At 63.0% G+C, this 25,223-nt stretch carries 26 protein-coding genes; 16 read left to right on the top strand and 10 right to left on the bottom strand.

Going from position 1 to position 25,223, the window contains the following annotated elements:
- Position 1: 1 nt before the first annotated feature.
- The gene (locus B9A31_RS01135; RefSeq protein ID WP_003253387.1) at positions 2-1,384 is read right to left on the bottom strand and encodes a glutamine synthetase family protein; all 1,383 of its coding nucleotides are present in this window, start codon (positions 1,382-1,384) and stop codon (positions 2-4) included.
- 204 nt (positions 1,385-1,588) lie between these two features.
- Between B9A31_RS01135 and B9A31_RS01130 the strand changes: the two genes are divergently transcribed.
- The 5 genes from B9A31_RS01130 to B9A31_RS01110 all read left to right on the top strand — a co-directional run bounded on the left by B9A31_RS01130 (position 1,589) and on the right by B9A31_RS01110 (position 6,338).
- Positions 1,589-2,461, top strand: coding sequence for a LysR family transcriptional regulator (locus B9A31_RS01130; RefSeq protein WP_019096646.1), 873 nt, complete (start codon positions 1,589-1,591; stop codon positions 2,459-2,461).
- Between the two features lie 249 nt (positions 2,462-2,710).
- Positions 2,711-2,974, top strand: coding sequence for a DNA-directed RNA polymerase subunit omega (rpoZ, locus tag B9A31_RS01125; protein WP_003253383.1), 264 nt, complete (start codon positions 2,711-2,713; stop codon positions 2,972-2,974).
- Between the two features lie 59 nt (positions 2,975-3,033).
- On the top strand, positions 3,034-5,142 hold the full coding sequence (spoT, locus tag B9A31_RS01120; protein WP_019096645.1) for a bifunctional GTP diphosphokinase/guanosine-3',5'-bis pyrophosphate 3'-pyrophosphohydrolase: 2,109 nt from the start codon (positions 3,034-3,036) through the stop codon (positions 5,140-5,142).
- A 23-nt stretch (positions 5,143-5,165) separates the two neighbouring features.
- On the top strand, positions 5,166-5,546 hold the full coding sequence (locus tag B9A31_RS01115; protein ID WP_003253379.1) for a RidA family protein: 381 nt from the start codon (positions 5,166-5,168) through the stop codon (positions 5,544-5,546).
- A gap of 60 nt (positions 5,547-5,606) precedes the next feature.
- Complete coding sequence (locus B9A31_RS01110; protein WP_019096644.1) at positions 5,607-6,338, top strand: hypothetical protein; 732 nt, start codon at positions 5,607-5,609, stop codon at positions 6,336-6,338.
- A gap of 124 nt (positions 6,339-6,462) precedes the next feature.
- Here B9A31_RS01110 and B9A31_RS01100 read toward each other — a convergent pair whose 3' ends face one another.
- A complete protein-coding gene (locus B9A31_RS01100; RefSeq protein WP_019096643.1) occupies positions 6,463-7,320 on the bottom strand; it encodes an SDR family oxidoreductase in 858 nt (285 codons plus the stop codon).
- Positions 7,321-7,509: 189 nt separating this feature from the next.
- On the opposite strand from B9A31_RS01100, the gene exbB reads away from it, so the two are divergent.
- The 6 genes from exbB to B9A31_RS01070 all read left to right on the top strand — a co-directional run bounded on the left by exbB (position 7,510) and on the right by B9A31_RS01070 (position 14,244).
- Positions 7,510-8,499, top strand: coding sequence for a tonB-system energizer ExbB (exbB, locus tag B9A31_RS01095; protein WP_019096642.1), 990 nt, complete (start codon positions 7,510-7,512; stop codon positions 8,497-8,499).
- Between the two features lie 3 nt (positions 8,500-8,502).
- On the top strand, positions 8,503-8,931 hold the full coding sequence (exbD, locus tag B9A31_RS01090; RefSeq protein WP_003253367.1) for a TonB system transport protein ExbD: 429 nt from the start codon (positions 8,503-8,505) through the stop codon (positions 8,929-8,931).
- A complete protein-coding gene (locus B9A31_RS01085; RefSeq protein WP_016489831.1) occupies positions 8,928-9,659 on the top strand; it encodes an energy transducer TonB in 732 nt (243 codons plus the stop codon). The genes exbD and B9A31_RS01085 overlap by 4 nt, the downstream gene beginning before the upstream one ends.
- A gap of 94 nt (positions 9,660-9,753) precedes the next feature.
- Positions 9,754-10,680 carry a hydrogen peroxide-inducible genes activator gene (locus B9A31_RS01080; RefSeq protein WP_016712714.1) on the top strand — a complete coding sequence of 309 codons (927 nt, stop codon included), beginning with the start codon at positions 9,754-9,756 and terminating at the stop codon, positions 10,678-10,680.
- A gap of 3 nt (positions 10,681-10,683) precedes the next feature.
- A complete protein-coding gene (gene recG, locus B9A31_RS01075) occupies positions 10,684-12,762 on the top strand; it encodes an ATP-dependent DNA helicase RecG (protein WP_019096641.1) in 2,079 nt (692 codons plus the stop codon).
- A 78-nt stretch (positions 12,763-12,840) separates the two neighbouring features.
- Positions 12,841-14,244, top strand: a complete 1,404-nt coding sequence (locus B9A31_RS01070; RefSeq protein WP_019096640.1) for an aminoacyl-tRNA deacylase and HDOD domain-containing protein — start codon at positions 12,841-12,843, stop codon at positions 14,242-14,244.
- Between the two features lie 33 nt (positions 14,245-14,277).
- On the opposite strand, the gene B9A31_RS01065 is transcribed toward B9A31_RS01070, so the two are convergent.
- The 4 genes from B9A31_RS01065 to rubA form a co-directional block, all read right to left on the bottom strand.
- The gene (locus B9A31_RS01065) at positions 14,278-14,652 is read right to left on the bottom strand and encodes an SCP2 sterol-binding domain-containing protein (protein WP_010955807.1); all 375 of its coding nucleotides are present in this window, start codon (positions 14,650-14,652) and stop codon (positions 14,278-14,280) included.
- Between the two features lie 148 nt (positions 14,653-14,800).
- Positions 14,801-15,100, bottom strand: a complete 300-nt coding sequence (locus B9A31_RS01060) for an HU family DNA-binding protein (protein WP_027609974.1) — start codon at positions 15,098-15,100, stop codon at positions 14,801-14,803.
- A gap of 187 nt (positions 15,101-15,287) precedes the next feature.
- On the bottom strand, positions 15,288-16,436 hold the full coding sequence (locus tag B9A31_RS01055; protein ID WP_027614807.1) for an NAD(P)/FAD-dependent oxidoreductase: 1,149 nt from the start codon (positions 16,434-16,436) through the stop codon (positions 15,288-15,290).
- A 16-nt stretch (positions 16,437-16,452) separates the two neighbouring features.
- Positions 16,453-16,620, bottom strand: coding sequence for a rubredoxin RubA (rubA, locus tag B9A31_RS01050; protein ID WP_019096637.1), 168 nt, complete (start codon positions 16,618-16,620; stop codon positions 16,453-16,455).
- Positions 16,621-16,749: 129 nt separating this feature from the next.
- On the opposite strand from rubA, the gene B9A31_RS01045 reads away from it, so the two are divergent.
- Together B9A31_RS01045 and ubiA are read left to right on the top strand one after the other, a co-directional pair.
- Complete coding sequence (locus tag B9A31_RS01045) at positions 16,750-17,307, top strand: chorismate--pyruvate lyase family protein (protein WP_019096636.1); 558 nt, start codon at positions 16,750-16,752, stop codon at positions 17,305-17,307.
- Positions 17,307-18,197 (top strand): 4-hydroxybenzoate octaprenyltransferase, encoded by an 891-nt coding sequence (gene ubiA / locus B9A31_RS01040; protein ID WP_016712720.1) that lies wholly within the window; start codon positions 17,307-17,309, stop codon positions 18,195-18,197. The genes B9A31_RS01045 and ubiA overlap by 1 nt, the downstream gene beginning before the upstream one ends.
- 33 nt (positions 18,198-18,230) lie before the next feature.
- On the opposite strand, the gene B9A31_RS01035 is transcribed toward ubiA, so the two are convergent.
- The gene (locus B9A31_RS01035) at positions 18,231-18,599 is read right to left on the bottom strand and encodes a COG4315 family predicted lipoprotein (protein WP_016712721.1); all 369 of its coding nucleotides are present in this window, start codon (positions 18,597-18,599) and stop codon (positions 18,231-18,233) included.
- A gap of 171 nt (positions 18,600-18,770) precedes the next feature.
- On the opposite strand from B9A31_RS01035, the gene phoB reads away from it, so the two are divergent.
- From phoB to B9A31_RS01020, 3 genes are all read left to right on the top strand, one after another.
- Complete coding sequence (gene phoB, locus B9A31_RS01030; protein WP_003253341.1) at positions 18,771-19,460, top strand: phosphate regulon transcriptional regulator PhoB; 690 nt, start codon at positions 18,771-18,773, stop codon at positions 19,458-19,460.
- Positions 19,461-19,508: 48 nt separating this feature from the next.
- Positions 19,509-20,816 carry a phosphate regulon sensor histidine kinase PhoR gene (phoR, locus tag B9A31_RS01025; RefSeq protein WP_019096633.1) on the top strand — a complete coding sequence of 436 codons (1,308 nt, stop codon included), beginning with the start codon at positions 19,509-19,511 and terminating at the stop codon, positions 20,814-20,816.
- 173 nt (positions 20,817-20,989) lie between these two features.
- Positions 20,990-22,330, top strand: coding sequence for a hemolysin family protein (locus B9A31_RS01020; RefSeq protein ID WP_016712723.1), 1,341 nt, complete (start codon positions 20,990-20,992; stop codon positions 22,328-22,330).
- A 12-nt stretch (positions 22,331-22,342) separates the two neighbouring features.
- Here B9A31_RS01020 and B9A31_RS01015 read toward each other — a convergent pair whose 3' ends face one another.
- The 3 genes from B9A31_RS01015 to phoU all read right to left on the bottom strand — a co-directional run bounded on the left by B9A31_RS01015 (position 22,343) and on the right by phoU (position 25,184).
- On the bottom strand, positions 22,343-23,239 hold the full coding sequence (locus B9A31_RS01015) for a peptidoglycan DD-metalloendopeptidase family protein (RefSeq protein ID WP_019096632.1): 897 nt from the start codon (positions 23,237-23,239) through the stop codon (positions 22,343-22,345).
- 114 nt (positions 23,240-23,353) lie between these two features.
- On the bottom strand, positions 23,354-24,250 hold the full coding sequence (locus tag B9A31_RS01010) for a response regulator (RefSeq protein WP_027614806.1): 897 nt from the start codon (positions 24,248-24,250) through the stop codon (positions 23,354-23,356).
- Between the two features lie 163 nt (positions 24,251-24,413).
- Complete coding sequence (phoU, locus tag B9A31_RS01005; protein WP_019096631.1) at positions 24,414-25,184, bottom strand: phosphate signaling complex protein PhoU; 771 nt, start codon at positions 25,182-25,184, stop codon at positions 24,414-24,416.
- Positions 25,185-25,223: the final 39 nt, after the last annotated feature.

Genomic DNA, 25,223 nt, shown 5'->3' with positions numbered 1-25,223 from the left:
CTTACACCGTGTGCAGGTACCAGTTGTACTCAAGGTCGGAAATCGACACTTCGAACTCGGCCAGTTCGCTTTCCTTGCAGGCCACGAAGATATCGATGTAGTCCGGGCTGATGTATTGGTTGAGGACTTCGCTGTCGTCCAGCGCGCGCAGGGCATCGCGCAGGTTGTTCGGCAAGCTTTGCTCCAGCTGTTCGTAGGAGTTGCCTTCGATCGGCGCCTCCGGCTCGACCTTGTTGGTCAGCCCGTGATGCACGCCGGCCAGAATGGCTGCCAGCATCAGGTACGGGTTGGCGTCGGCGCCAGCCACACGGTGCTCCAGGCGCACGTTGTCGCTGCTGTCGGTGGGCACGCGTACGGCCACGGTGCGGTTATCCAGGCCCCAGCTTGGCGCATTGGGCACGTAGAACTGCGCGCCAAAGCGGCGATAAGAGTTGATGTTCGGGCACAGGAACGCCATCGACGCCGGCATGGTTTCCAGCACACCACCGATGGCGTGGCGCAGCGTGTCGCTTTGCAACGGATCATCACTGGCAAAGATGTTCTTGCCGGTTTTCTTGTCCAGCAACGAAATGTGTACGTGCAGGCCATTACCTGCCTGGCCCGGGTAGGGCTTGGCCATGAACGTGGTGTCCATTTCATGGTCGTAGGCCACGTTCTTGATCAGGCGCTTGAGCAGGATCGCGTAATCACAGGCCTTCAGCGGGTCGGCCACGTGGTGCAGGTTGACTTCGAACTGCGCCGGGGCGCTTTCCTTGACGATGGCGTCGGCGGGCAGGCCTTGTTCCTTGGCGGCTTCAAGCATGTCCTGCAGGCAGTCGGCGTATTCATCGAGATCGTCGATCAGGTACACCTGGGTCGACTGCGGGCGTTTGCCGGAAATGGGCGAACGCGGCGGCTGCGGGCGACCGTTGAGGTTGTCCTGGTCGATCAGGTAGAACTCCAGCTCGAACGCCGCGCAGATATCCAGGCCCAAGTCGTCGAACTTGCTCACCACCTGGCGCAACACTTCGCGCGGGTCGGCGAAGAACGGCTGGCCATCCAGCTCGTGCATGGTCATCAGCAACTGGGCCGTGGGGCGCTTCTGCCACGGCTCATCCGACAACGTGCCCGGGATCGGGAAGCAGATGCGGTCGGCATCGCCGATGTCCAGGCCAAGGCCGGTGCTCTCGACGGTGGAGCCATTGATGTCCAGGGCGAACAGCGATGCGGGCAGGTTGATGCCCTTCTCGTACACCTTGTGCAGGCTGGCCCGCTCGATGCGCTTGCCACGTACCACGCCATTCATGTCGGAGATCAGCAGGTCGACGTACTGCGTGTCCGGATGGGCCTGGAGGAAGTCATTCATCTCGCTGGAAGAACTGGCGCACGGGGTTACCGACGTCATGGTGTACATCCTTTGATGTGCTGCGGCGATGTGGGATACGGCTGGCGCCTCACGGGCGACGATGGTTGCAGCTGTTGTTCTTTTCACTTTCCCATCGTGGGGACTGGTTACCCGACCGGGCGCATTGATTCCGGGGGGCCGTTTCACTATAAAATGGCCCTGACGCAACAGACATTGGCAATTCGGCAAGCAGAGCGTGCACCAATGCAATATCAGATCACCCACGCGGACCTCTCCCTGGTCCTGGCACTGGAGCGGGGCCGCTCGCTGGCCAAGGCCGCCGAGCTGCTGAAAGTCGATGTTTCGACAGTATTCCGCTCGATCCGCCGGCTGGAGTCGGCGCTGGGCACCGCCTTGTTCGTCAAGAGCCGCAAGGGCTACCTGCCGACCGACACCGCTCAGGCGCTGGCCGAGCAGGCCGAACGCGCGGAACAGGCACTGGAGGCGGCGCGCATTGCCATGACCAGTGGCGAGCAGGTGGTAAGCGGCACGGTGCGGCTGACCTGTACCGAGGCGGTGATGCACAGCCTCTTGCTGCCGGCGCTGGCCGAGTTCATGCCCAACTACCCGGCGTTATCGCTGGAGATGGGCACCTCCAACACGTTTGCCAACCTCAGCCGGCGCGATGCCGACATCGCCCTGCGCCTGACCAACACGCCACCGGAGCACCTGGTGGGCCGCAACCTGGGTTCTACCTCCTATGTCGTCTGCGGCCAGCCACAGTGGCGCGAGCGTCTGGCCGAGTCGCCCGCCAACGTGCCGTGGATCGCCCCCGATGACTCGATGGTGGACCACCCTACGGTGGTCTGGCGCAACCAGCAGCACCCGGGGCTGAGTCCGCGCTATCAGTGCAGCAGCATGTCGACCATCGCCCAACTGGTGACCGCTGGCCTAGGCGTGGCGGCGCTGCCGGATTATATGGTGCATGCCCTGCCGGGCGTGGATGCGCTGAGTGGGCCGCTACCGGGTTGCGACACCCAATTGTGGCTGCTGACCCGGCCGGACTGCCGGGCGCTGCGCTCGGTGCAGACCTTGTTTGAAGAGCTTACGCCGCGGTTGCGTGGCGCGATGCTCTGAGGTTATCGTCGAGTTCAGGTTTGAGGCTGTCTGTTCCGGCCCTTTCGCGGGCTTGCCCGCTCCCACAGGTAAAGCGGCGGCGGTGAGAAATGGGCAGAACTTGTGGGAGCGGGCATGCCCGTGAAGAATTCCACACCGATCCACCCGACAAAACAGCGCTTCCCTATTGGCTGGTGAATTTTTATACTATCGAGTCCGCCTGCCCATTACTGGGCTGCACGCCCACCGCATTTGCTACTGAGGAAGACCATGGCCCGCGTAACTGTTGAAGACTGCCTGGAACACGTGGATAACCGCTTTGAGCTGGTCATGCTCTCGACCAAGCGCGCTCGCCAGCTGGCGACCGGCGGCAAAGAGCCACGCGTTGCGTGGGAGAACGACAAGCCAACCGTTGTTGCCCTGCGTGAAATCGCCGAAGGCATTGTCACCAACGAGTTCATCGCCGCTGAAGAGATCGTCACCGAGGATCCGGTGTTCGCCGCGTTCGAGGACGAGAACAACGAGGCTGTCTGATTGATGCCAGGTCGACGTCGCACGGCGCAAGGCCCTCTTCCTCCGCAGGAGGTGAACCCATGCCGGGTATAGAAGCCTTGGCCGAACGGCTGTCGACCTATCTTGGCCCCGAACAGGTCAACCTGGTCCGCCGCGCCTATTTCTACGCCGAACAGGCCCACGACGGGCAGCGCCGCCGCAGCGGCGAGCCCTACGTGACCCACCCGCTGGCCGTGGCCAGCATCCTCGCCGACATGCACATGGACCATCAAAGCCTGATGGCGGCCATGCTGCACGATGTGATCGAAGACACCGGCATCGCCAAGGAAGCCCTCAGCCAGCAATTTGGCGAGACCGTGGCCGAACTGGTCGATGGGGTCAGCAAACTGACCCAGATGAACTTCGAGACCAAGGCCGAGGCGCAGGCCGAAAACTTCCAGAAGATGGCCATGGCCATGGCTCGCGATATCCGCGTGATCCTGGTCAAGCTGGCCGACCGCCTGCACAACATGCGCACCCTGGAAGTGCTGTCTGGCGAAAAGCGCCGGCGCATCGCCAAGGAAACCCTCGAAATCTACGCCCCCATCGCCAACCGCCTGGGCATGCACACCGTGCGCGTGGAGTTCGAGGACCTGGGCTTCAAGGCCATGCACCCGATGCGCTCGTCGCTGATCCACCGGGCGGTGAAAAGCGCACGCGGCAACCGTAAAGAGATCGTCGCCAAGATCGAGCACTCGCTGGCCAACTGCCTGGCCGCCGACGGCATCGAGGGCGAGGTCAGCGGCCGGCAGAAACACCTCTATGGCATCTACAAGAAGATGCGCGGCAAGCGCCGTGCCTTCAACGAGATCATGGACGTGTACGCCTTCCGCATCATCGTCGACAAGGTCGACACCTGCTACCGCGTGCTCGGCGCCGTGCATAACCTGTACAAACCGCTGCCCGGTCGCTTCAAGGACTACATCGCGATCCCCAAAGCCAACGGCTACCAGTCGTTGCACACCACGCTGTTCGGCATGCACGGCGTGCCCATCGAAATCCAGATCCGCACCCGCGAAATGGAAGAGATGGCCAACAACGGCATCGCCGCGCACTGGCTGTACAAGTCCAACGACGACGAGCAGCCCAAGGGCAGCCACGCCCGTGCCCGTCAGTGGGTCAAGGGCATCCTTGAACTGCAGCAACGTGCCGGCAACTCGCTGGAATTCATCGAAAGCGTGAAGATCGACCTGTTCCCGGACGAGGTCTACGTGTTCACGCCCAAAGGCCGCATCATGGAGCTGCCCAAAGGCTCCACGGCTGTCGACTTCGCCTACGCGGTGCACACCGACGTGGGCAACAGCTGCATCGCCTGCCGCATCAACCGCCGCCTGGCGCCGCTGTCCGAGCCGCTGCAAAGCGGCTCGACGGTGGAAATCGTCAGCGCACCGGGCGCACGGCCGAACCCGGCCTGGCTCAACTTCGTGGTCACCGGCAAGGCGCGCACGCACATCCGCCACGCCCTCAAGCAGCAGCGTCGGTCCGAGTCCATCAGCCTGGGCGAACGCCTGCTGAACAAGGTGCTTACCGGCTTCGACAGCAGCCTGGAGAAAATCCCCCAGGAACGCATCCAGTCGATCCTCGCCGAGTACCGCCTGGAACTCATCGAAGACCTGCTCGAAGACATCGGCCTGGGCAACCGCATGGCCTACGTGGTTGCACGTCGCCTGCTGTCGGCCGAAGGCGAGCAGTTGCCGGCGCCGGAAGGCCCGCTGGCGATCCGTGGTACCGAAGGCCTGGTGCTGAGCTACGCCAAGTGCTGTACGCCGATCCCGGGTGACCCGATCGTCGGCCATCTGTCGGCTGGCAAAGGCATGGTCGTGCACCTTGAGAACTGCCGCAACATCAGTGAAATCCGCCACAACCCGGAGAAGTGCGTGCAGCTCTCCTGGGCCAAGGACATCGCGGGCGAGTTCAATGTCGAACTGCGTGTCGAACTGGAGCACCAGCGTGGCCTGATCGCCCTGCTGGCCAGCAGCGTCAACGCCGCCGACGGCAACATCGAGAAGATCAGCATGGACGAACGCGACGGCCGTATCAGCGTGGTCCAACTGGTGGTCAGCGTGCACGACCGCGTGCACCTGGCGCGTGTGATCAAGAAGCTGCGTACCCTGACCGGTGTGGTCCGCATCACCCGCATGCGTACGTAGTCCGCCAACCGCAAGGAGTCATCATGAGCAAGACCGTCATCAACAGCGACAAGGCCCCAGCTGCCATCGGCACCTACTCGCAGGCGATCAAGGCCGGCAACACCGTGTACATGTCTGGCCAGATCCCGCTGGACCCGAAGACCATGGAGCTGGTCGAAGGCTTCGAAGCTCAGACCGTGCAAGTGTTCGAGAACCTCAAAGCCGTGGCTGAAGCCGCTGGTGGTTCGTTCAAGGACATCGTCAAGCTGAACATCTTCCTCACCGACCTGAGCCACTTCGCCAAGGTCAACGAGGTGATGGGCCGCTACTTCGAGCAGCCTTACCCGGCCCGCGCCGCCATCGGCGTTGCCGCGCTGCCGAAAGGCTCCCAGGTCGAAATGGACGCCATCCTGGTCATCGAATGATGCCCTTGGTGACGGGCACCCCGCCCGTCACCCCTCCCTCTTCTGCAAGGTTATTCCCTCATGCGTCAAGCACTGCCCCTCACACTGGCAGCCCTGCTTCTGGGCGGCTGCGCCAGCCACAAACCCGAAGACTTCAACGGCACCTGGATCAACCAGGACGCCATCACTGCGGCCGTCAAGGGCAGCAGCCTGCGCCAGGCGCTGAACGAGCACGGCCCGGTGTTCGAGTGGAAACTCGACGTTGCCAGCCAGCAGGCCAGCTACAGCAATGGTTTCGAGGCCGCTGACGGCCAGTTGAGCGCCAACGACAAGCAGTGGCAGGCCAGCTTCGAAGGTGGCCAGACCGAGCAGTTGTCGCTTGATGGCGATGAACTGCTGACCGTTGATCAAAGCGGAGCCAAGCAGACCTTCGTACGCGCGAAGGCACCGGCTACCGCCAATGCCCCGCTGGGTAGCAGCTTCGAGAAGGCGCTGTACCAGGCCTACCTGGGCGGCGACTGGAAGATCACCGAAGGCCAGGGCAAAGGTGCCAGCGTGCGCTTCAGCGACACCGGTAACGTTACCGGCCTGCCCGGGCCGGACCGTTTCGCCCTGTGCCTGGCGGGCGATTGCGCGACCATGGGCGGCAGCAATGACAGCCTGTGGCTGGAGCGTAACCAGCGTGGTGCGCCGTTCATCATCAAGCGTGATGGCGGCAAGCTGGAGATTTTCCAGGCAGTGAACCGTGCACAACCGGATGAAATGCCGGAGCTGGCGGCAGGTAAGCGCCAGTGGGTGCTGGAGCAGAATTGAAGTCGAACGCGGTCCCTGTGGGAGCGGGCTAGCCCGCGAACACCGGCGAAGCCGGTGCCATACACCGCGTTGCATTCTTCGCGGGCTTGCCCGCTCCCACAGAGACTCGCATCAACCTCGGCGATTAGCCCTTCCCTTCCAGAATCGCGGCATACCCTTCCTTGTAACTCGGATACACCGGTACCCACCCCAACGCCCGCGCCCGGGCATTGCTGCAGCGTTTGCTGCCAGTACGCCGCACCCGCTGCTCATCAGACCACTCGGTAACCCCCATGTACGCCCTCAGCCAAGCCACCACATCGGCCAGCGGTGCCGGGTCGTCATCGACGCCAATGTAATAGTCGTCCAGCGCCTTGCCGTCGGCATCGGCCTGCAGCAGGTGGGCCAAAAGGCTGGCAGCATCCTCAGCATGAATACGGTTGCCATACAGCGGCGGCTCCTCGGCGACGCGGTAACCCTGGCGCACCTGGCTCAGCAGCCACTCGCGGCCTGGGCCATAGATGCCGGTCAGACGCACCACGCTTGCCGGAATGCCGCTGGCCAGCGCCAGCTGCTCGGCCTCCAGCATCACCCGCCCGGAATAACCTTCAGGCTCGGTGGCTGCACCTTCTTCGATCCATTCACCGTCTTTTTGGGCATACACGCTGCTGCTCGATACAAACAGCAGGCGACGCGGGCGCTGGCCTCGCTCGGCCAGCCACGCCAGCACATGGCGCAAGCCGTCGACGTAGGCCGCCTGGTAACCCGCCTCGTCGTGCTGGCTGGCCGCCACGCAGTACACCAGGTAGTCCAGCGAGCCCTGCGGCCAGGCTTGCGGAATTGCAGGTTCCGCCAGGTCGGCGGCAACCGGTGCAATACCCGCAGGCAGTTGCCCGACAGAACGGCGCAGGCCGCTTACCTGCCAGCCTTTGGCCAGCATCTGCTTGGCAAAACGCCCGCCTACATCACCACATCCCACCACCATCACGGATAGGTCTGACATCACAAAACTCCCTAGACCAATTGATCAGCCCGGCCACGCTACACGATGGGCGGCTAGACCATAGGCGAAAAAAGCAACAAGATTACTTTTGTTAACAAGAATTACTTGCAATAATGGCGACCAATTTGTTCTCGGCCTATCTCGAGGCCTTGGAGAACGTCCACTTTTTCTTCATCAGGTCCGGCCAGCATGACACGTACTCAACCTTCCGCTTCGCCAACCCCGTCGCGCGCCTGGCGCGCCATCGCCGCGCTGACACTCAGCCTGGTGCTGGCCCCGGTGGCCATGGCCGATGAGCCAACCGCCAATGCCGCTACACCAGCCGCTGCTTCCGCTCCGGCTGCTAAAGCTGCCCCGGCGGCACCGGCTGTGGAAGGCCAGGCTCCCGCTGGCGAAGTACAAGCTGCCGCCCCGGCAGATTCGCAGGTTGTGGGTGATCCCGCTACCGATGCACTGGTTGAAGACACGTCCCTGGGCATGGCCCACGACCTGTCCCCGTGGGGCATGTACAAAAACGCCGACATCGTGGTGAAGATCGTCATGATCGGCCTGGCTATCGCCTCCATCATCACCTGGACCATCTGGATCGCCAAAGGCTTCGAGCTGATGGGCGCCAAACGTCGCCTGCGTGGTGAAATCGCCCAGCTGAAGAAGTCCACCACCCTGAAAGAAGCCAGCGAAGTCTCCAAAAAGGAAGGCACCCTGGCCCACACGTTGGTTCACGACGCCCTCGAAGAGATGCGCCTGTCGGCCAATGCCCGCGAAAAAGAAGGCATCAAGGAGCGCGTCAGCTTCCGTCTGGAGCGCCTGGTGCACGCCAGCGGCCGTACCATGAGCAGCGGCACCGGCGTACTGGCAACCATCGGTTCCACCGCGCCGTTCGTAGGTCTGTTCGGTACTGTATGGGGCATCATGAACAGCTTCATCGGCATCGCCAAGACCCAGACCACCAACCTGGCCGTGGTCGCCCCCGGCATCGCCGAAGCCCTGCTGGCCACCGCCCTGGGCCTGGTCGCAGCAATCCCGGCCGTGGTCATCTACAACGTCTTCGCCCGCTCCATCGCCGGCTACAAGGCCCAGGTGTCCGACGCCTCCGCCCAGGTACTGCTGCTGGTCAGCCGTGACCTGGACCACCAGGGCAGCGAGCGCGCCGCCCCGCACATGGTGAAAGTGGGGTAAGCCATGGGCCTGCATCTCAACGAAGGTGGCGACGACCTCGCCGAAAACCACGAAATCAACGTTACGCCGTTCATCGACGTGATGCTGGTGCTGCTGATCATCTTCATGGTCGCAGCCCCCTTGGCCACGGTCGACATCAAGGTCGACCTGCCGGCCTCAACCGCCAAACCGGCGCCGAGGCCTGAAAAACCGGTGTTCGTCAGCGTCAAGGCCGACCAGAAGCTGTACGTCGGCGACGATCAGGTTGCTGCACCCGACCAGCTTGGCCCGATGCTCGATGCCAAGACCAAGGGTGACAAGGAAACCACCATCTTCTTCCAGGCTGACAAAGGCGTGGATTACGGTGACTTGATGGAAGTGATGAACAACATGCGCGCGGCCGGCTACCTCAAGGTCGGTCTGGTAGGTCTCGAGACGGCAGCCAAGAAATGACAAAAACGCGCTCTAACATGGCGCGCTACGGTGGCAGCCTGGCGATCGTGCTGGGCGTGCACGTGGTCGCCGTGCTGCTGACGCTCAACTGGTCGGTGCCCCAGGCCATCGAACTGCCACCGGCAGCCATGATGGTCGAGCTGGCGCCATTGCCGGAGCCTGCGCCACCACCGCCCCCGAAAGCGGCGCCGCAGCCACCGGCACCGGTCGAGGAACCGCCGCTGCCGAAGCTGGCCGAGGCACCCAAGCCCAAGATCGCCATTCCCAAGCCGCCCAAGCCGAAGGCCAAGCCACAGCCGCCCAAGCCCGAGAAAAAGCCTGAGCCGCCGAAGGAAGCACCACCGACCGAACAAACGGTAGACGCACCGCCCAGCAACACGCCGCCGCAGAAGTCCGCGGCACCGGCGCCGAGCATTGCGTCCAACAGCAACGCCCTGCCGACCTGGCAGAGCGACCTGCTGCGTCACCTGGCCAAGTACAAGCGTTACCCGGAAGACGCGCGCCGTCGCGGTCTGCAGGGCATCAACCGCCTGCGCTTCGTGGTCGACGCCGAAGGCAAGGTGGTGTCGTACTCCATGGCTGGTGGCTCGGGTAGCGCCGCACTGGACCGGGCGACGCTGGAAATGATCCGTCGGGCCGGCACTGTACCCAAGCCGCCACCCGAGTTGCTGAACAATGGCACGATCGAAGTCGTGGCACCGTTCGTCTACTCGCTGGACCGCCGCTGAGACTTTTGTTTCTGTCACAAATCGGCAAGTCTGATAACGTGCGTCTATCGATTGCAGCCGCTATGCTGGGCCCGCAACTTCATGGACGCACGTTATGACCCTCACAGAATTACGCTACATCGTCACACTCGCCCAGGAACAGCACTTCGGCCATGCCGCCGAACGCTGCCACGTGAGCCAGCCGACCCTGTCGGTCGGTGTGAAGAAGCTCGAGGATGAGCTTGGCGTTCTGATCTTCGAACGCAGCAAGAGCGCGGTGCGCCTGACCCCGGTCGGCGAAAGCATCGTCGCCCAGGCGCAGAAGGTACTGGAGCAGGCCCAAGGCATTCGCGAACTGGCCCAGGCCGGCAAGAACCAGCTGACCGCCCCGCTCAAGGTCGGTGCCATCTACACCGTCGGCCCCTACCTGTTCCCGCACCTGATTCCGCAACTGCACCGCGTAGCGCCGCAGATGCCCCTGTACATCGAAGAAAACTTCACCCACGTACTGCGCGAAAAGCTGCGCAATGGCGAACTGGACGCGGTGATCATCGCCCTGCCGTTCAACGAAGCCGACGTGCTGACCCTGCCGCTGTACGATGAGCCGTTCTGCGCCCTGATGCCGGCCGACCACCCGTGGACGGCGAAAAAGACCATCGACACCGCCATGCTCAACGACAAGAGCCTGTTGCTGCTGGGTGAGGGCCACTGCTTCCGCGATCAGGTACTGGAAGCCTGCCCGACCCTGAACAAGGGCGGTGAAGGTTCCAAGCACACCACGGTCGAGTCCAGCTCGCTGGAAACCATCCGCCATATGGTGGCATCAGGCCTTGGCGTTTCGATCCTGCCGCTGTCGGCGGTGCACAGCCACCACTACGCCCCTGGCATCATCGAGGTCCGCCCGCTGACGGCGCCGGCGCCGTTCCGCACCGTGGCCATCGCCTGGCGTGCCAGCTTCCCGCGGCCGAAGGCCATCGAGATCCTCGCAGATTCGATCCGCCTGTGCTCGGTCGCCAAAGCCCCTGCGGAACAACCGGCCTGAGTCATGAGTGAGCTGTCGAAGGTCCCGGTCACGGTACTCAAGGGTGTTGGCGAGGCCATGGCGGAAAAACTCGCCAAGGTCGGCCTGGAGAACCTGCAGGATGTGCTGTTCCACCTGCCCCTGCGCTACCAGGACCGCACCCGCGTGGTGCCGATTGGCCAATTGCGCCCCGGCCAGGATGCCGTGATCGAGGGCGTGGTCAGCGGCGCCGACGTGACCATGGGCAAGCGACGTAGCCTGGTGGTGCGACTGGGAGATGGCAGTGGCGTGCTGAGCCTGCGCTTCTACCACTTCAGCAACGCACAGAAAGAAAGCCTGAAACGCGGCACCCACTTGCGCTGCTACGGCGAAGCCCGCCCCGGCGCTTCGGGCCTGGAAATCTACCACCCGGAATACCGTGCACTGAATGGCGACGAACCACCGCCCCCGGTCGAGCAGACGCTGACACCGATCTACCCGTCCACCGAAGGCCTCACCCAGCAACGCCTGCGCCTGTTGTGTCAGCAGAGCCTGGGCCTGCTTGGCCCGCGCAGCCTGCCTGACTGGCTGCCTGACGAGCTGGCCCGGGACTACCAACTGGCGCCGCTGGACGATGCCATCCGCTACCTGCACAACCCGCCGGCCGATGCCGACCTCGACGAGCTCGCCGAAGGCCAGCACTGGGCCCAGCACCGCCTGGCCTTCGAAGAACTGCTGACCCACCAGCTGTCGCAGCAACGCCTGCGCGAAAGCCTGCGTAGCCTGCGCGCACCGGTACTGCCCAAGGCCAAGCGTCTGCAAGCGCAGTACCTGGCCAACCTGGGCTTCCAGCCGACTGGCGCGCAGCAGCGGGTGGCCAACGAAATTGCCTATGACCTCAGCCAGCACGAGCCGATGATGCGCCTGGTGCAGGGCGATGTGGGGGCAGGCAAGACCGTGGTCGCCGCGCTGGCCGCGCTGCAGGCGTTGGAAGCCGGCTATCAGGTGGCCTTGATGGCACCCACCGAGATCCTCGCCGAACAGCACTACATCACCTTCAAGCGCTGGCTCGAACCACTGGGCATCGAAGTGGCCTGGCTGGCCGGCAAGCTCAAGGGCAAGGCCCGGGCAGCTTCCCTGGAACAGATCGCCAACGGCGCACCGATGGTGGTCGGCACCCACGCGCTGTTTCAGGAAGAGGTGAAGTTCAAGCACCTGGCCCTGGCGATCATCGATGAACAGCACCGTTTTGGCGTGCAGCAACGCCTGGCCCTGCGCAAGAAGGGCGTGGCCGGCGAGCTGTGCCCGCACCAGTTGATCATGACCGCCACGCCTATTCCGCGCACCTTGGCGATGAGCGCCTACGCCGACCTGGACACCTCGGTACTCGACGAGCTGCCGCCTGGGCGCACCCCGGTGAACACCGTGCTGGTAGCCGATAGCCGCCGCTTCGAAGTGGTCGAACGGGTACGCGCCGCCTGCGCCGAGGGCCGCCAGGCTTACTGGGTTTGCACCCTCATCGAAGAGTCTGAAGAGCTGACCTGCCAGGCGGCCGAAAGCACGTATGAAGAACTTGGCAGCGCCTTGGGCGAACTGCGTGTGGGCCTGATCCACGGTCGCATGAAGCCTGCGGAGAAAGCCGAGATCATGGCGCAGTTCAAGGCCGGTGAATTGCAGTTGCTGGTTGCGACCACGGTCATCGAGGTAGGCGTGGACGTGCCCAACGCCAGCCTGATGATCATCGAAAACCCCGAGCGCCTTGGCTTGGCCCAGTTGCACCAGCTGCGCGGCCGGGTTGGCCGGGGCAGTGCCGTGAGCCATTGCGTGCTGCTGTACCACCCGCCACTGTCGCAGATCGGCCGCGAGCGCCTGGGGATCATGCGCGAGACCAACGACGGCTTCATCATCGCCGAAAAGGACCTGGAGCTGCGCGGCCCGGGCGAGATGCTGGGGACCCGCCAGACCGGCCTGCTACAGTTCAAGGTCGCCGACCTGATGCGTGACGCCGACCTGTTGCCAGCGGTGCGCGACGCCGCCCAGGCCCTGATCGCGCGCTGGCCGGAACATGTCAGCCCGTTGCTCGACCGCTGGCTGCGTCATGGACAGCAATATGGGCAAGTGTGACGCCAGTCCCAGAATGGATCCAGATTTGCTCGCAGGCTGGTTATACTTCGCGTTTAAAAGAATCAGTGGATACGGACCATGACTGAAGTTGCCCTGGACACCGCAACCCCACACGCACCCTCTGTCATCAGGCTGCTGCTCGACAAGGTCGGCGTCGCCTACCGCGAGGTGGCCGAGCACCCGCACCTTCCTGCGACTTCGCGGGTGCAAGCAGTGCTTCTCGACGACGAGGTCGGCGCCCTCATGGTGCTGTTCCCGCAGAGCCAACTGCTGGACCTCAACCGCCTGGCCGAACTGACCGGGCGCAAGCTTACCGCCGTGTCGGTGCCGCGCTTGAAGCAGATGCTCGACAAACACCAGCTCAAGGCCCTGCCAGGCATTCCGGCGCTCACCAGCTCACCGTGCCAGTACGAGAAGAGCCTGCTCGACGCCGAAACCGTCTATATCCAGTCGGGCGAAACCGGCCTGCTGCTGGAAATCGAACGCGCGCACTTCAAGCGCATGCTGGCCAAAGCCAGCGCCAGCAGCTTCGGTCAGGAAATCGAGGCCATCAGCCCCAACCTCGACCGCCCCGATGACGACACCCGGGAAATCACCAATGCCGTGCAGGCCTTCACGGCCCGACGCATCCAGAAGCGCCTGGAAGAAACCATCGAGATCCCACCGCTGGCCGATACCGCGCAAAAGATCATCAAGCTGCGGGTAGACCCCAACGCCAGCATCGATGACATCACCGGCGTGGTCGAAACCGACCCGGCGCTGGCGGCCCAGGTGGTGAGCTGGGCGGCTTCGCCGTACTACGCCTCACCCGGCAAGATCCGCTCGGTGGAAGATGCCATCGTGCGCGTGCTGGGCTTCGATCTGGTGATCAACCTGGCCTTGGGCCTGGCGCTGGGCAAGACGTTGAGCCTGCCTAAAGACCACCCGCAGCAGGCCACACCGTACTGGCAGCAGTCGATCTACACCGCCGCAATCATCGAAGGCCTGACCCGTGCCATGCCGAGGGCAGAACGCCCCGAGGCCGGGCTAACCTACCTGGCCGGGCTGCTGCACAACTTCGGCTACCTGCTACTGGCGCACGTGTTCCCACCGCACTTCTCGCTGATTTGCCGCCATCTGGAGGTGAACCCGCACCTGAACCACACCTACGTGGAACAGCACCTGCTGGGCATCAGCCGCGAACAGATCGGCGCTTGGCTGATGAAGTTGTGGGACATGCCGGAAGAACTGTCGACCGCGCTGCGTTTCCAGCACGACCCGGCCTATGACGGCGAGTACTCGGCATTCCCCAACCTGGTGTGCCTGGCCACCCGGCTGCTGCGCTCGCGAGGCATTGGTTCGGGGCCGATGGAGGAGATCCCTGACGAGTTGCTGGAGCGCCTGGAGATTACCCGGGACAAGGCGGAAGATGTGGTGAACAAAGTGCTCGAGGCCGAGAACCTGTTGCGCGAACTGGCTTCGCAGTTTCACGCACCGCATTGATTTTTCTGGGGCTGCTTTGCAGCCCCGGCAATTTCAGCCTTTCTTCTTCGGCTTCAGGTACTTCATCAACCCCTGGAACCACATCACCAACGCCGGATTGCCCTTGATCTGGATGTGCTTGTCCTGAATCCCCTGCATGAACGCCAATTGCTTGTTACCCGCCTGCATCGTGGCAAAGCCATAGGCCGCGTCCTTGAAGGCAATGGCGAAGGCAGGCTGCGGGTGTGCGCCGCCCTTGCTGCTGATGCGTTCGTTATTGACGATGAAGTGCCGGGCGACCTTGCCGTCCAAGGTCTGCATCTGGAACACCAGGTCCTTGCCCTTGAGCTGCTGCTGGAATGCCGGGTTGTTACGGCTGGCCCTGGCCATCAACAGCCCCATGGCCCAGAGAAGAAAGCGGAACTTCATCAACGCGCCTCGAATGAAAAGTGACTGAGGCGCGCAGTCTATACTTTTCCAGAACTATTTATGCAAGTTCGAAACATTTTGCCTACAGAAAGCACAACGGGCGCCCTGAGGCGCCCGCTTGGCTGACACTGGGTTTGTCAGAAGGCGATCACTTGCCTTTTTTGGCCGGCTTGACCGGGGTGTTGACGCTGTCGCGCAGGTTTTTGCCTGGCTTGAACGCCACGGTGTTGCTGGCTTTGATCTTGACCGGCTCACCGGTTTGCGGGTTCTTGCCGGTACGCGCGCCGCGATGACGTTTTTCAAAAGTGCCGAAACCGACCAGGGTCACGGTGTCCTTGTCCAGGGCGCCGGTGATGCTGTCGAGAATCGCGTTCAAAACCTGATTGGCCTTTTCCTTGGTCAGATCGGCCTTATCGGCGATGACGGCGGCGAGTTCTGGTTTGCGCATAGTGAAGCCTCTTTGACGGAATTCTTGTTGTTATGCCGTGCTGCCTTTGGGAGCAGCGCTCAAGGCACCGCAGGCTCTAATCTGCGGCAGACGGAAGTGAGAATGGCACGAGCTCCGGGGACGCGCCAGTATCTGGGCGGCCATTGTGTGGGCAACAACAGGATAAAACCGACAGAACACCCTCTATTTACGCCATTAGGGCTGGCAACTGACGATTCAGCGCCAGCTTCTCCATCACCGCTTTCCCGGTCAGGGCGTAGCCCAGCAAGTTGCCGTCTGGGCCGTGGCAGAGCACCTTGAGGTCACTGCCCTGACCATCCACCTGCCAAGTGCCTTCGTGGCCCATGGGCGGCGGCGAAACCACCAGCGGGCAGGCCGGGGTTTTTACCGTGACCGGCATCGGCCCATACGCGACCGCCGTCGGCTTGCCGGCCAGGGTTTGCGCCAGCGCCCGGGCACAGCTCATCAGTGGCATCACGTAGAGCAGGTTGATGCCATCGACCTCGGCACAGTCGCCGAGGGCGAAGATGTTGGCGTGGGATGTACGTAACTCGCGGTCTACGCTGACGCCACGGTTGGTCTGCAAGCCGGCTGCGGCAGCCAGGTCGGTGCGCGGGCGAAGGCCGATGGCCGAAACCACCAGGTCGCAGGCGATCACGCTGCCATCCGACAGGTGCGCCTCCAGGCCTTGGGGCACCTGCTGCAAGCGGGTCAACACCGGGCCCAGGTGGAAGCACACCCCCAAGCCCTCCAGCCCGGCTTGCACAGCCGCCGCAGCGGCCGGGTGCAGCAGGGTCGGCATCACTTGCTCACATGGCGCCACTACCTCCACCTGGAAGCCACCCAGGCTCAGGTCGTTGGCGAACTCGCAGCCGATCAGGCCGGCACCGAGAATCAGCACGCGCTGCTTGCCGACAGCGGCAGCACGGAAGCGCGCGTAGTCTTCGAGGTCGTTGATCGGGAATACCAGATGGCCGCCGTCGCCTTCTATCGGCACCTGCACGGTCTGCGCCCCCCAGGCCAGCACCAGGTCGCGGTACTCCACGGCCTCTTCGCCGATCCACAGGCGCTTGTGGCCTGGGTCGATGCCGCTGATACGGGTATGGGTGCGGATCTCGGCATTCAGCTGTTCGGCCATTGCGCCTGGCTCGGCCATGACCAGGCCGTCGGCGTCTTTCTGCTTGGCAAAGCCCATGGAGAGCATGGGCTTGGAGTAGGAACGACCATCGTCGGCGGTGATCAGCAGCAACGGCGTCTGCGTATCGAGCTTGCGAAATTCACGCGCCAGGTTGTAACCCGCAAGGCCGGTACCGATGATTACCACAGGGGACGTCATGTCGTGCTTTCCTCGGTTAGCCGATGAAGATCATTTCAAAGTCGCTTTTGCCAACCCCACAGTCAGGGCACAGCCAGTCTTCAGGCACATCTTCCCAACGGGTGCCGGGGGCGATGCCGTCGTCGGGCCAGCCTTCGGCTTCGTCGTAGATCAGGCCACAGACAATACATTGCCACTTTTTCATCAGGTCTTTTTCCTTGGTGGAACTCAGGCTTTATCGGGCCGGTAGCTGGCCCTGTTTCATGCATTATGCAAGCAGTCAGGGCAATCATGCTAAGCTCGCCGCCTCTCTGGTTGTAACAAGCAGACCGACGTGTCGTACGAATCCCCGCAAGCAGCCGCTGTCGCGTGGCTGCCGTATTCACAGCTGGCGACCGGCATCGACCAGCCCACCCTTGACTGGCTGTTCGACGAGGGCTCGCTGACCCGCCGCCTGACCCGCCTCTCCAACGATCACTTTTCCGTCACCCCGCTGTTCGAGGGCTGGCAGCCACTGCGCGATGACGAATGCCAGGCGCTGGGCATTGCCGCTGGCGCCGAAGGCTGGGTGCGCGAGGTGTACCTGCGTGGCCATGGCCAACCTTGGGTGTTCGCCCGCAGCGTCGCCAGCCGCAGCGCCCTGGAGCGCGGCGGGCTGGACCTGGAAACCCTGGGCAGCCGCTCGCTAGGCGAATTGCTGTTCTGCGACCAGGCGTTCATCCGCCACCCGATTGAAGTGTGCAGTTATCCACAGGCCTGGCTGCCGACCGAAGCCACCCGCGCAGCACTGTGGGGCCGCCGCTCGCGCTTCGAACGGGGCGGCCTGGAGCTGTTGGTGGCAGAAGTGTTCCTGCCGGCATTGTGGCAAGCGGCCAAGGAGGACAACCGCTGATGTACCTGCAACTGCTCAAGTCGCTCAACCGCCTGCACCCGCGGGCCTGGGACTTCGTCCAGCTCAGCCGCATGGACCGGCCGATCGGTATCTACCTGCTGCTGTGGCCAACCCTGTCGGCGGTATGGATTGCCGGCAACGGTTCACCTACCGTGGCCAATGTGCTGATCTTCGGCCTTGGCGTGGTGCTGATGCGCGCTGCGGGCTGCTGCATCAACGATTTCGCCGACCGTAAGGTGGATGGCCACGTCAAGCGCACTGCCGACCGGCCTCTGGCCAGTGGTCGAGTACGGCCACGCGAAGCGCTGGCGCTGTTCGCCATCCTGGTCGGGGTGAGCTTCCTGCTGGTGCTGTGCACCAACAGCCGCACGGTATGGCTGTCGTTCGGCGCGGTGGCGCTGGCGTTCTGTTACCCGTTCATGAAGCGCTACACCTATTACCCGCAGGTGGTGCTGGGGGCGGCGTACTCCTGGGGCATTCCCATGGCGTTCACGGCAGCGGGTGGCGAACTGCCGGCCAGCGCGTGGCTGCTGTATATCGCCAACCTGCTGTGGACGGTGGGTTATGACACCTACTACGCCATGGTCGACCGCGATGACGACCTGAAGATCGGTGTGAAGTCGACCGCGATCCTGTTTGGCGACGCCGACCGCACCATTATCCTGACCTTGCAGCTGCTGTCGCTGGGCTGCCTGTTGCTGGCAGGCAGCCGCTTCGACCTGGGGGGCTGGTTCCACCTGGGACTGCTGGGTGCGGCAGCGTGCTTTGCGTGGGAGTACTGGTCGACGCGCAAGCTGGACCGGGAGTCGTGCTTCAAGGCGTTTCTGCACAACCACTGGGCGGGGATGCTGGTGTTCATTGGCGTAGTGTTGGATTACGCGTTGCGCTGAATATGTCGGGGCCGCGAAGCGGCCCCGACAATCTCAAGGCTTGGCGACGTGCCAGACGTCCTTCACGCCATCACCGGTCATGTCACCGGCCTTCTTGTCCTTGACGAAGGTGTACAGCGGCTTGCCGTCGTAGGCCCACTGCATCGAACCGTCATCACGCTTGATCTGCGTCCACTTGCCCTCGGCCTTTTCGCCATCCATCACCTTCAACGGCGGCCAGTTGGTGGCGCAATCGCCATTGCACATCGACTTGCCTCCCGCATCCTTGTCAAAGGTGTACAGGGTCATGCCGGCATGATCGACCCACATGCCGTCCTTCTCCATGGCATGTTGGGCCGACGCCACCCCCGGGAGCGCCAGCGCAGCGAAAAGGGCCATCCAGCTCAGCGTTTGTCGTGTCATTGGATTCACCATTATTTCGGGGGGATTGAGTTCGAGTCGCCGCAACTGCGGCCCTCTCAAGCCTAGTTCAGTCACGGAATGTCGCCAGAACGGCCAACACCCTGTCACACAGCTGCAATAATTCCGTTATCTAATGCGGGCCAAGACACCGTATCCAGGAGAGGTTTGAGCATGGTAGGCAGGAACATTCTGATCGTCGACGACGAAGCGCCCATTCGCGAGATGATCGCCGTTGCCCTGGAAATGGCCGGCTATGACTGCCTGGAAGCGGAAAACTCCCAACAGGCCCATGCGATCATCGTCGACCGCAAACCGGACCTGATCCTGCTCGACTGGATGCTGCCAGGCACCTCCGGCATCGAGCTGGCCCGCCGCCTCAAGCGCGACGAGCTGACCGGCGACATCCCGATCATCATGCTTACCGCCAAGGGTGAAGAGGACAACAAGATCCAGGGCCTGGAAGTGGGTGCCGACGATTACATCACCAAGCCGTTCTCGCCGCGTGAGCTGGTGGCGCGCCTGAAAGCCGTGTTGCGCCGTACCGGTCCGAGCGACAGCGAGGCGCCGATCGAAGTTGGCGGCCTGCTGCTGGACCCGATCAGCCACCGCGTCACCATCGACGGCAAGCCGGCCGAGATGGGCCCGACCGAATACCGCCTGCTGCAGTTCTTCATGACCCACCAGGAGCGTGCCTACACCCGCGGCCAGTTGCTGGATCAGGTATGGGGCGGCAACGTCTATGTCGAGGAACGCACGGTCGACGTGCACATCCGTCGCCTGCGCAAGGCGCTGGGTGAAGCCTATGAAAATCTGGTACAAACCGTCCGGGGCACTGGCTACCGCTTCTCGACCAAGAGCTGATCGAGTTCAAAAGCGCCACGCTGCACGTTGTTGTACAAGGACCGTCAATTGAACCAAAACTGGCACGCGACCCTGATTCGCCATCTGCTGTTGCTGATTACCGTCTGCCTGATCGGCGGGCTGGCCAGCGGCTACTATGGCTGGAGCCTGGCCATTGGCCTGGCCCTCTACCTGGGCTGGACCCTCAAGCAACTGCTGCGCCTGCACGACTGGCTGCGCAATCACCAACCCGATGAGGCACCGCCCGATGGTTACGGCCTCTGGGGCGAGGTGTTCGACAGCATCTACCACCTGCAACGCCGCGACCAGCGCGTGCGTGGCCGCCTGCAGGCCGTGATCGACCGGGTACAGGAGTCCACCGCCGCGCTGCGCGACGCCGTGATCATGCTCGACAGCGATGGCAACCTGGAGTGGTGGAACCGCGCCGCCGAGACCCTGCTGGGCTTCAAAACCCCACAGGACGGCGGCCAGCAGGTAACCAACCTGGTGCGTCACCCGCGCTTCAAGGAATACTTCGAAGCGGAGAATTACCTCGAACCGCTGGAAATCCCCTCGCCCATCAACGACCGCATGCGCGTGCAACTGCACATCACCCGCTACGGCAACAACGAACACCTGATGCTGGTGCGCGATGTCACCCGCATTCACCAGCTGGAGCAGATGCGCAAGGACTTCGTCGCCAACGTGTCGCACGAGCTGCGCACGCCGCTGACGGTCATCACCGGCTACCTGGAAACCTTGCTGGACAACGTCGAGGACGTGAACCCGCGCTGGAGCCGCGCCCTGCAGCAGATGAGCCAGCAAGGCTCACGCATGCAAACGCTGCTCAACGACCTGCTGCTGCTGGCCAAGCTGGAAGCCACCGATTATCCGTCGGACAACCAGCCGGTGGCCATCGATGCCCTGCTCACCGCCATCAAGAATGACGCCCAGGCTCTGTCCGGGCCACGCAACCAGCGCATCAGCCTGGAAGCTGCGCCCGGCGTCAAACTGAAGGGCAGCGAGTCGGAGCTGCGCAGCGCCTTTTCCAACCTGGTATTCAACGCCGTCAAGTACACCCAGGACGAAGGCAACATCCGCATCCGCTGGTGGGTCGATGCCCAGGGTGCGCATTTGTCGGTGCAAGACTCGGGGGTGGGCATTGACGCGAAGCACTTGCCCCGCCTGACCGAACGCTTCTATCGGGTGGACTCCAGCCGCGCGTCGAATACCGGTGGCACCGGGCTGGGGCTGGCGATTGTGAAGCATGTGCTGATGCGCCATCGCGGCAAGCTGGAAATCAGCAGTGTGCCGGGGCATGGCAGCACCTTTACCTGTCACTTTGCGCCGGCACAATTGGCCAACGGCGAGGTTTGATATTGGGGCTGCGGTGCAGCCCTTCGCGGGCGCGCCCGCTCCCACAGCGACCGCAATAAATCCGCCACCCTTTGCTTTTACGGCTCCAGCCGCTACATTGGATCCCCTGTGCCAGCAAAAGCTGGCACTTTTTTTCTCTCTATCTCTAAGACGGACCCCGTAAAAACTCCATCATGGACCCTTCCCCTGGTATCAGCCTCACCTCGTTATTCGCCGATTTCGGCATGATCATCTTTGCCTTCCTGCTGGTGCTGCTCAACGGCTTCTTCGTTGCCGCCGAGTTCGCCATGGTCAAGCTGCGCGCCACCCGCGTCGAGGCCATCGCCGAGCAGCACGGCTGGCGCGGTAACATCCTGCGCAAGGTTCACAATCAGCTCGACGCCTACCTGTCAGCCTGCCAGTTGGGCATTACCCTCGCCTCGCTGGGCCTGGGCTGGGTCGGTGAACCGGCGTTTGCCCACCTGCTCGAGCCGCTGCTGGCGTACTTCGGGGTCGACTCGCCCGAGCTGATCAAAGGCGTCTCGTTCTTCGTCGCCTTCTTCGTCATCTCGTACCTGCACATCGTGGTCGGCGAGCTGGCGCCCAAGTCCTGGGCCATCCGCAAGCCAGAGCTGCTGTCGCTGTGGACCGCGGTGCCGCTGTACCTGTTCTACTGGGCAATGTACCCAGCCATCTACCTGCTCAATGCCAGCGCCAACACCATTTTGCGTATTGCCGGCCAAGGCGAGCCTGGCCCGCACCACGAGCACCATTACAGCCGTGAAGAGCTGAAGCTGATCCTGCACTCCAGCCGTGGTCAGGACCCAAGCGACCAGGGTATGCGCGTACTGGCGTCGGCCGTGGAAATGGGCGAGCTGGAGGTGGTCGACTGGGCCAACTCGCGTGAGGACATGGTCAGCATCGACGCCCATGCGCCGTTGAAGCAGATCCTGGCCCTGGTGCGCCGCCACAAGTTCAGCCGCTATCCGGTGTATGACGCCGAGCGCGAAGAGTTCACCGGCCTGCTGCACATCAAGGACCTGCTGCTGGAGCTGGCCGAGCTGGAGCACTTGCCCGAAACCATCGACCTGGAAGACCTTGCCCGCCCCCTGGAGCGCGTGTCGCGGCACATGCCGCTGGCCCAGTTGCTGGAGCAGTTCCGCAAGGGCGGCGCGCACTTCGTGCTGGTGGAGGAAGCCGACGGCAAGGTTATCGGCTACCTGACCATGGAAGACGTGCTGGAAGTGCTGGTAGGCGATATCCAGGACGAGCACCGCAAGACCGAACGCGGCATCCTCGCTTACCAGCCAGGCAAACTGCTGGTACGCGGCGACACACCGCTGTTCAAAGTCGAGCGCCTGCTGGGGGTCGACCTCGACCACATCGAGGCAGAGACCCTGGCCGGGCTGGTCTACGAAACGCTCAAGCGCGTGCCTGAAGAAGAGGAAGTGCTTGAGGTCGAGGGGCTGCGCATCATCATCAAGAAGATGAAAGGGCCCAAGATCGTGCTGGCCAAGGTGCTGAAGCTGGACTGATGACGATATCGGTCAGGGGTTGCCGGCAGTGAAGTCCGGTAACCCGCTGATCGGCCTGTCGAACCGGTAAGGTATCGACTCCAGCGCCAGCCCCACATTGCGCTGCACCACGAAATGCAGGTGCGGCCCGGTGCTGTTGCCAGTATTGCCCGACTTGGCCAGTACCTGCCCCTGCCGTACCCGCTGCCCCTGCGCCACCACCACTGAACCGCGCATCAGGTGCAAGTACACGCCCATGGTGCCGTCCGGGTGCAGGATCCTGACGAAATTCCCTGAAGGGTTGGTTCCCCGCCCGCTCTGGGTGTTTTCCGTCTTCACCACCACGCCTTCGCGCGCCGCAATGATGGTGGTGCCTTCAGGCATGGCGATGTCCATGGCGTAGCGCCCCTTTGGCCCAAAGTGGCTGACACGCCCGTTAGGGCCCTGAGTGACGCGGAACGGCCCGCCAATCCAAGGGAATGTGTAACGGAAGCCCTGTGGCCGCATGCCCGGGTCCCCCATGGCCTGCAGCAGGGTCGAGCGGTAGTTCAGCAGCAGCCCGGGGCGCCCCCGGAGCACACTGAGCATTTGCGTGGTACGCGGCGGCAGCAAGCGGCGCACGATGCGCGGAGCATCACCGCCTTGCGCGTTCACCAGATTGTCCAGTCGCAACTCGACCTCCACGGGTACATGCAGTTCGTTGCGCGCCGAAAAGCTCACGCCACCGTCGAAGGTCCTGGCGTTCAACAGCACCTGGCCCTCCAGCGTTTCGACCATGGGCTCGCGCAGCACCAAGGGCTTGGCGCCCGGGCCTGGCCGGTCGGAATAGGAGACCACACCGGAATCGTCGGTGATCTTGTAGAGGGTCACACCCAGGCTCGACGCCGAGACCATGAGCAATGCACAGAACAGCAGCAGGCGCGTGGGCATGATGGTGGCTTTTTGACAGTTTTGATGTCTCGAAGCCTAGCAGCGGGTTTTGCGGCGGGTATTGCAGTTGGTCGGATGGCGCAGGAGCAGCACTGTGCTGCCCCTGCTTTGGCGTCAAGCGCCGGGGGTGAAATGCTTCTGTGCAGTGCCACGGGCAATCAAGCGCGACAGGTAATCGAGCTTCTGGGCGTCCTGATCGACGAACTTGAAGGTCAACTGCAGCCAGTCGCTGTCGGGCTTGGGCTCCAATGCCGCGACAGCATGCAGGTAGCCGTTCAACCGCGCGACTTCAGCGCTCTCACCCTGCTCCAGGTCCAGCACCGCACCTTCCAGCACCTGCGGCAGCGCTTCGCTGCGGCGTACCACCAGCAAGGCCTCCTTCAAGCTCAGTGCCTTGATCACACAGGGCTGCATGCCGCTGGCCAGTCGCAACTGGCCCTGGCCACGCCCGGTCGGTGCGGGGGCAGGTGGCGTGGGGGCTGCGGCAAATGGCTTGATGGCAGCCGGGGCCGGTGCGGGGGCCGACACCTTGGCCGCTTCTGGTTTGCCCCCTGTCAGGGCACTCAGCGAATCATTGGCAAACGCCGAATTCACCCGCGCCGGGCCGCTGGCCATCAGGCTGTCGAGCTTGCCGATCTTGGTCAGGGCCTTTTTTACCTTGGTCAGCAGTTGCTCGTTGGTGAACGGCTTGCCGACAAAATCGGAAACACCCGCCTGGATCGCCTGAATGACGTTTTCCTTGTCGCCACGGCTGGTCACCATGATGAACTGCAGGTTTTTCAGCGCAGGCTGCTGGCGGCACCAGGTAAGCAGTTCCAGGCCCGACATTTCCGGCATTTCCCAGTCGCACAGGACCAGGTCGAACGCTTCCTTGTCCAGCATGGCCATGGCCTTGCGACCGTTGACCGCGTCGTCGATGGCCATGCCCGGGAAGGCACTGCGCAGGCATTTGCGGACCAGGTCACGGATAAACGGCGCGTCATCCACGACCAGCACATTCACTTTACTCATCGATACTCCTTTTGAACCCCGACTAGCCTACTGCCAAATAATGGCCATTTGCTACAACCTGGTCACGCCGGGACTTCTTCACATCGTTCGCGGGTGCCTGCAGGCGCTCGACCGCAAACGAAAACGCCCGGCCAAGGCCGGGCGTCGATGCTCGGGAGCAACCTTAGTTATCGTCAGATTCGCCCGAAACATTAGCCTTTTCGCCATCAGCGACAGCTGTGCCCTGCACTTCTGCTGTCATGCGCTTGAGGCCCATGTGACGTACGTCGGTGCCGCGCACCAGGTAGATCACCAGCTCGGAGATGTTGCGCGCATGGTCGCCAATTCGCTCCAGCGAGCGCAGAACCCAGATCACGCTCAGCACCCGCGAAATAGAGCGCGGGTCCTCCATCATGTAGGTCACCAGCTCGCGCAGCGCGGTCTTGTATTCACGGTCGATGGTTTTGTCGTACTGGGCCACCGACAACGCCAGGTCGGCGTCGAAGCGGGCAAAGGCGTCCAGTGCATCACGGACCATGTTGCGCACCTGGTCACCGATATGACGAACCTCGACGTAGCCACGCGGCGATTCACCTTCTTCGCACAGCTGGATGGCGCGACGGGCGATCTTGGTCGACTCGTCACCAATGCGCTCCAGGTCGATCACCGACTTGGAGATGCTGATGATCAGGCGCAGGTCCGAGGCGGCCGGCTGGCGGCGGGCAAGGATACGCAGGCACTCCTCATCGATGTTGCGCTCCATCTGGTTGATCTGCTCGTCAACCTCGCGCACTTGCTGGGCCAGGCCAGAATCGGCTTCGATCAGCGCGGTGACCGCGTCGTTGACCTGCTTTTCAACCAGCCCGCCCATGGCCAGCAGGTGGCTGCGCACCTCTTCGAGCTCGGCGTTGAACTGCTGGGAAATGTGGTGCGTAAGGCTTTCTTTGTTGATCATCGTTTTGTCCTTTGGTAACGCAGCCCTGTAGGAGGCCAG

This window comes from Pseudomonas sp. URIL14HWK12:I5 (genome assembly GCF_900176445.1).
GTDB lineage: Bacteria > Pseudomonadota > Gammaproteobacteria > Pseudomonadales > Pseudomonadaceae > Aquipseudomonas > Aquipseudomonas monteilii.
The sequence above is the reverse complement of the archived record's forward strand: the minus strand, read 5'-3'. Positions and strand labels throughout refer to the sequence as shown.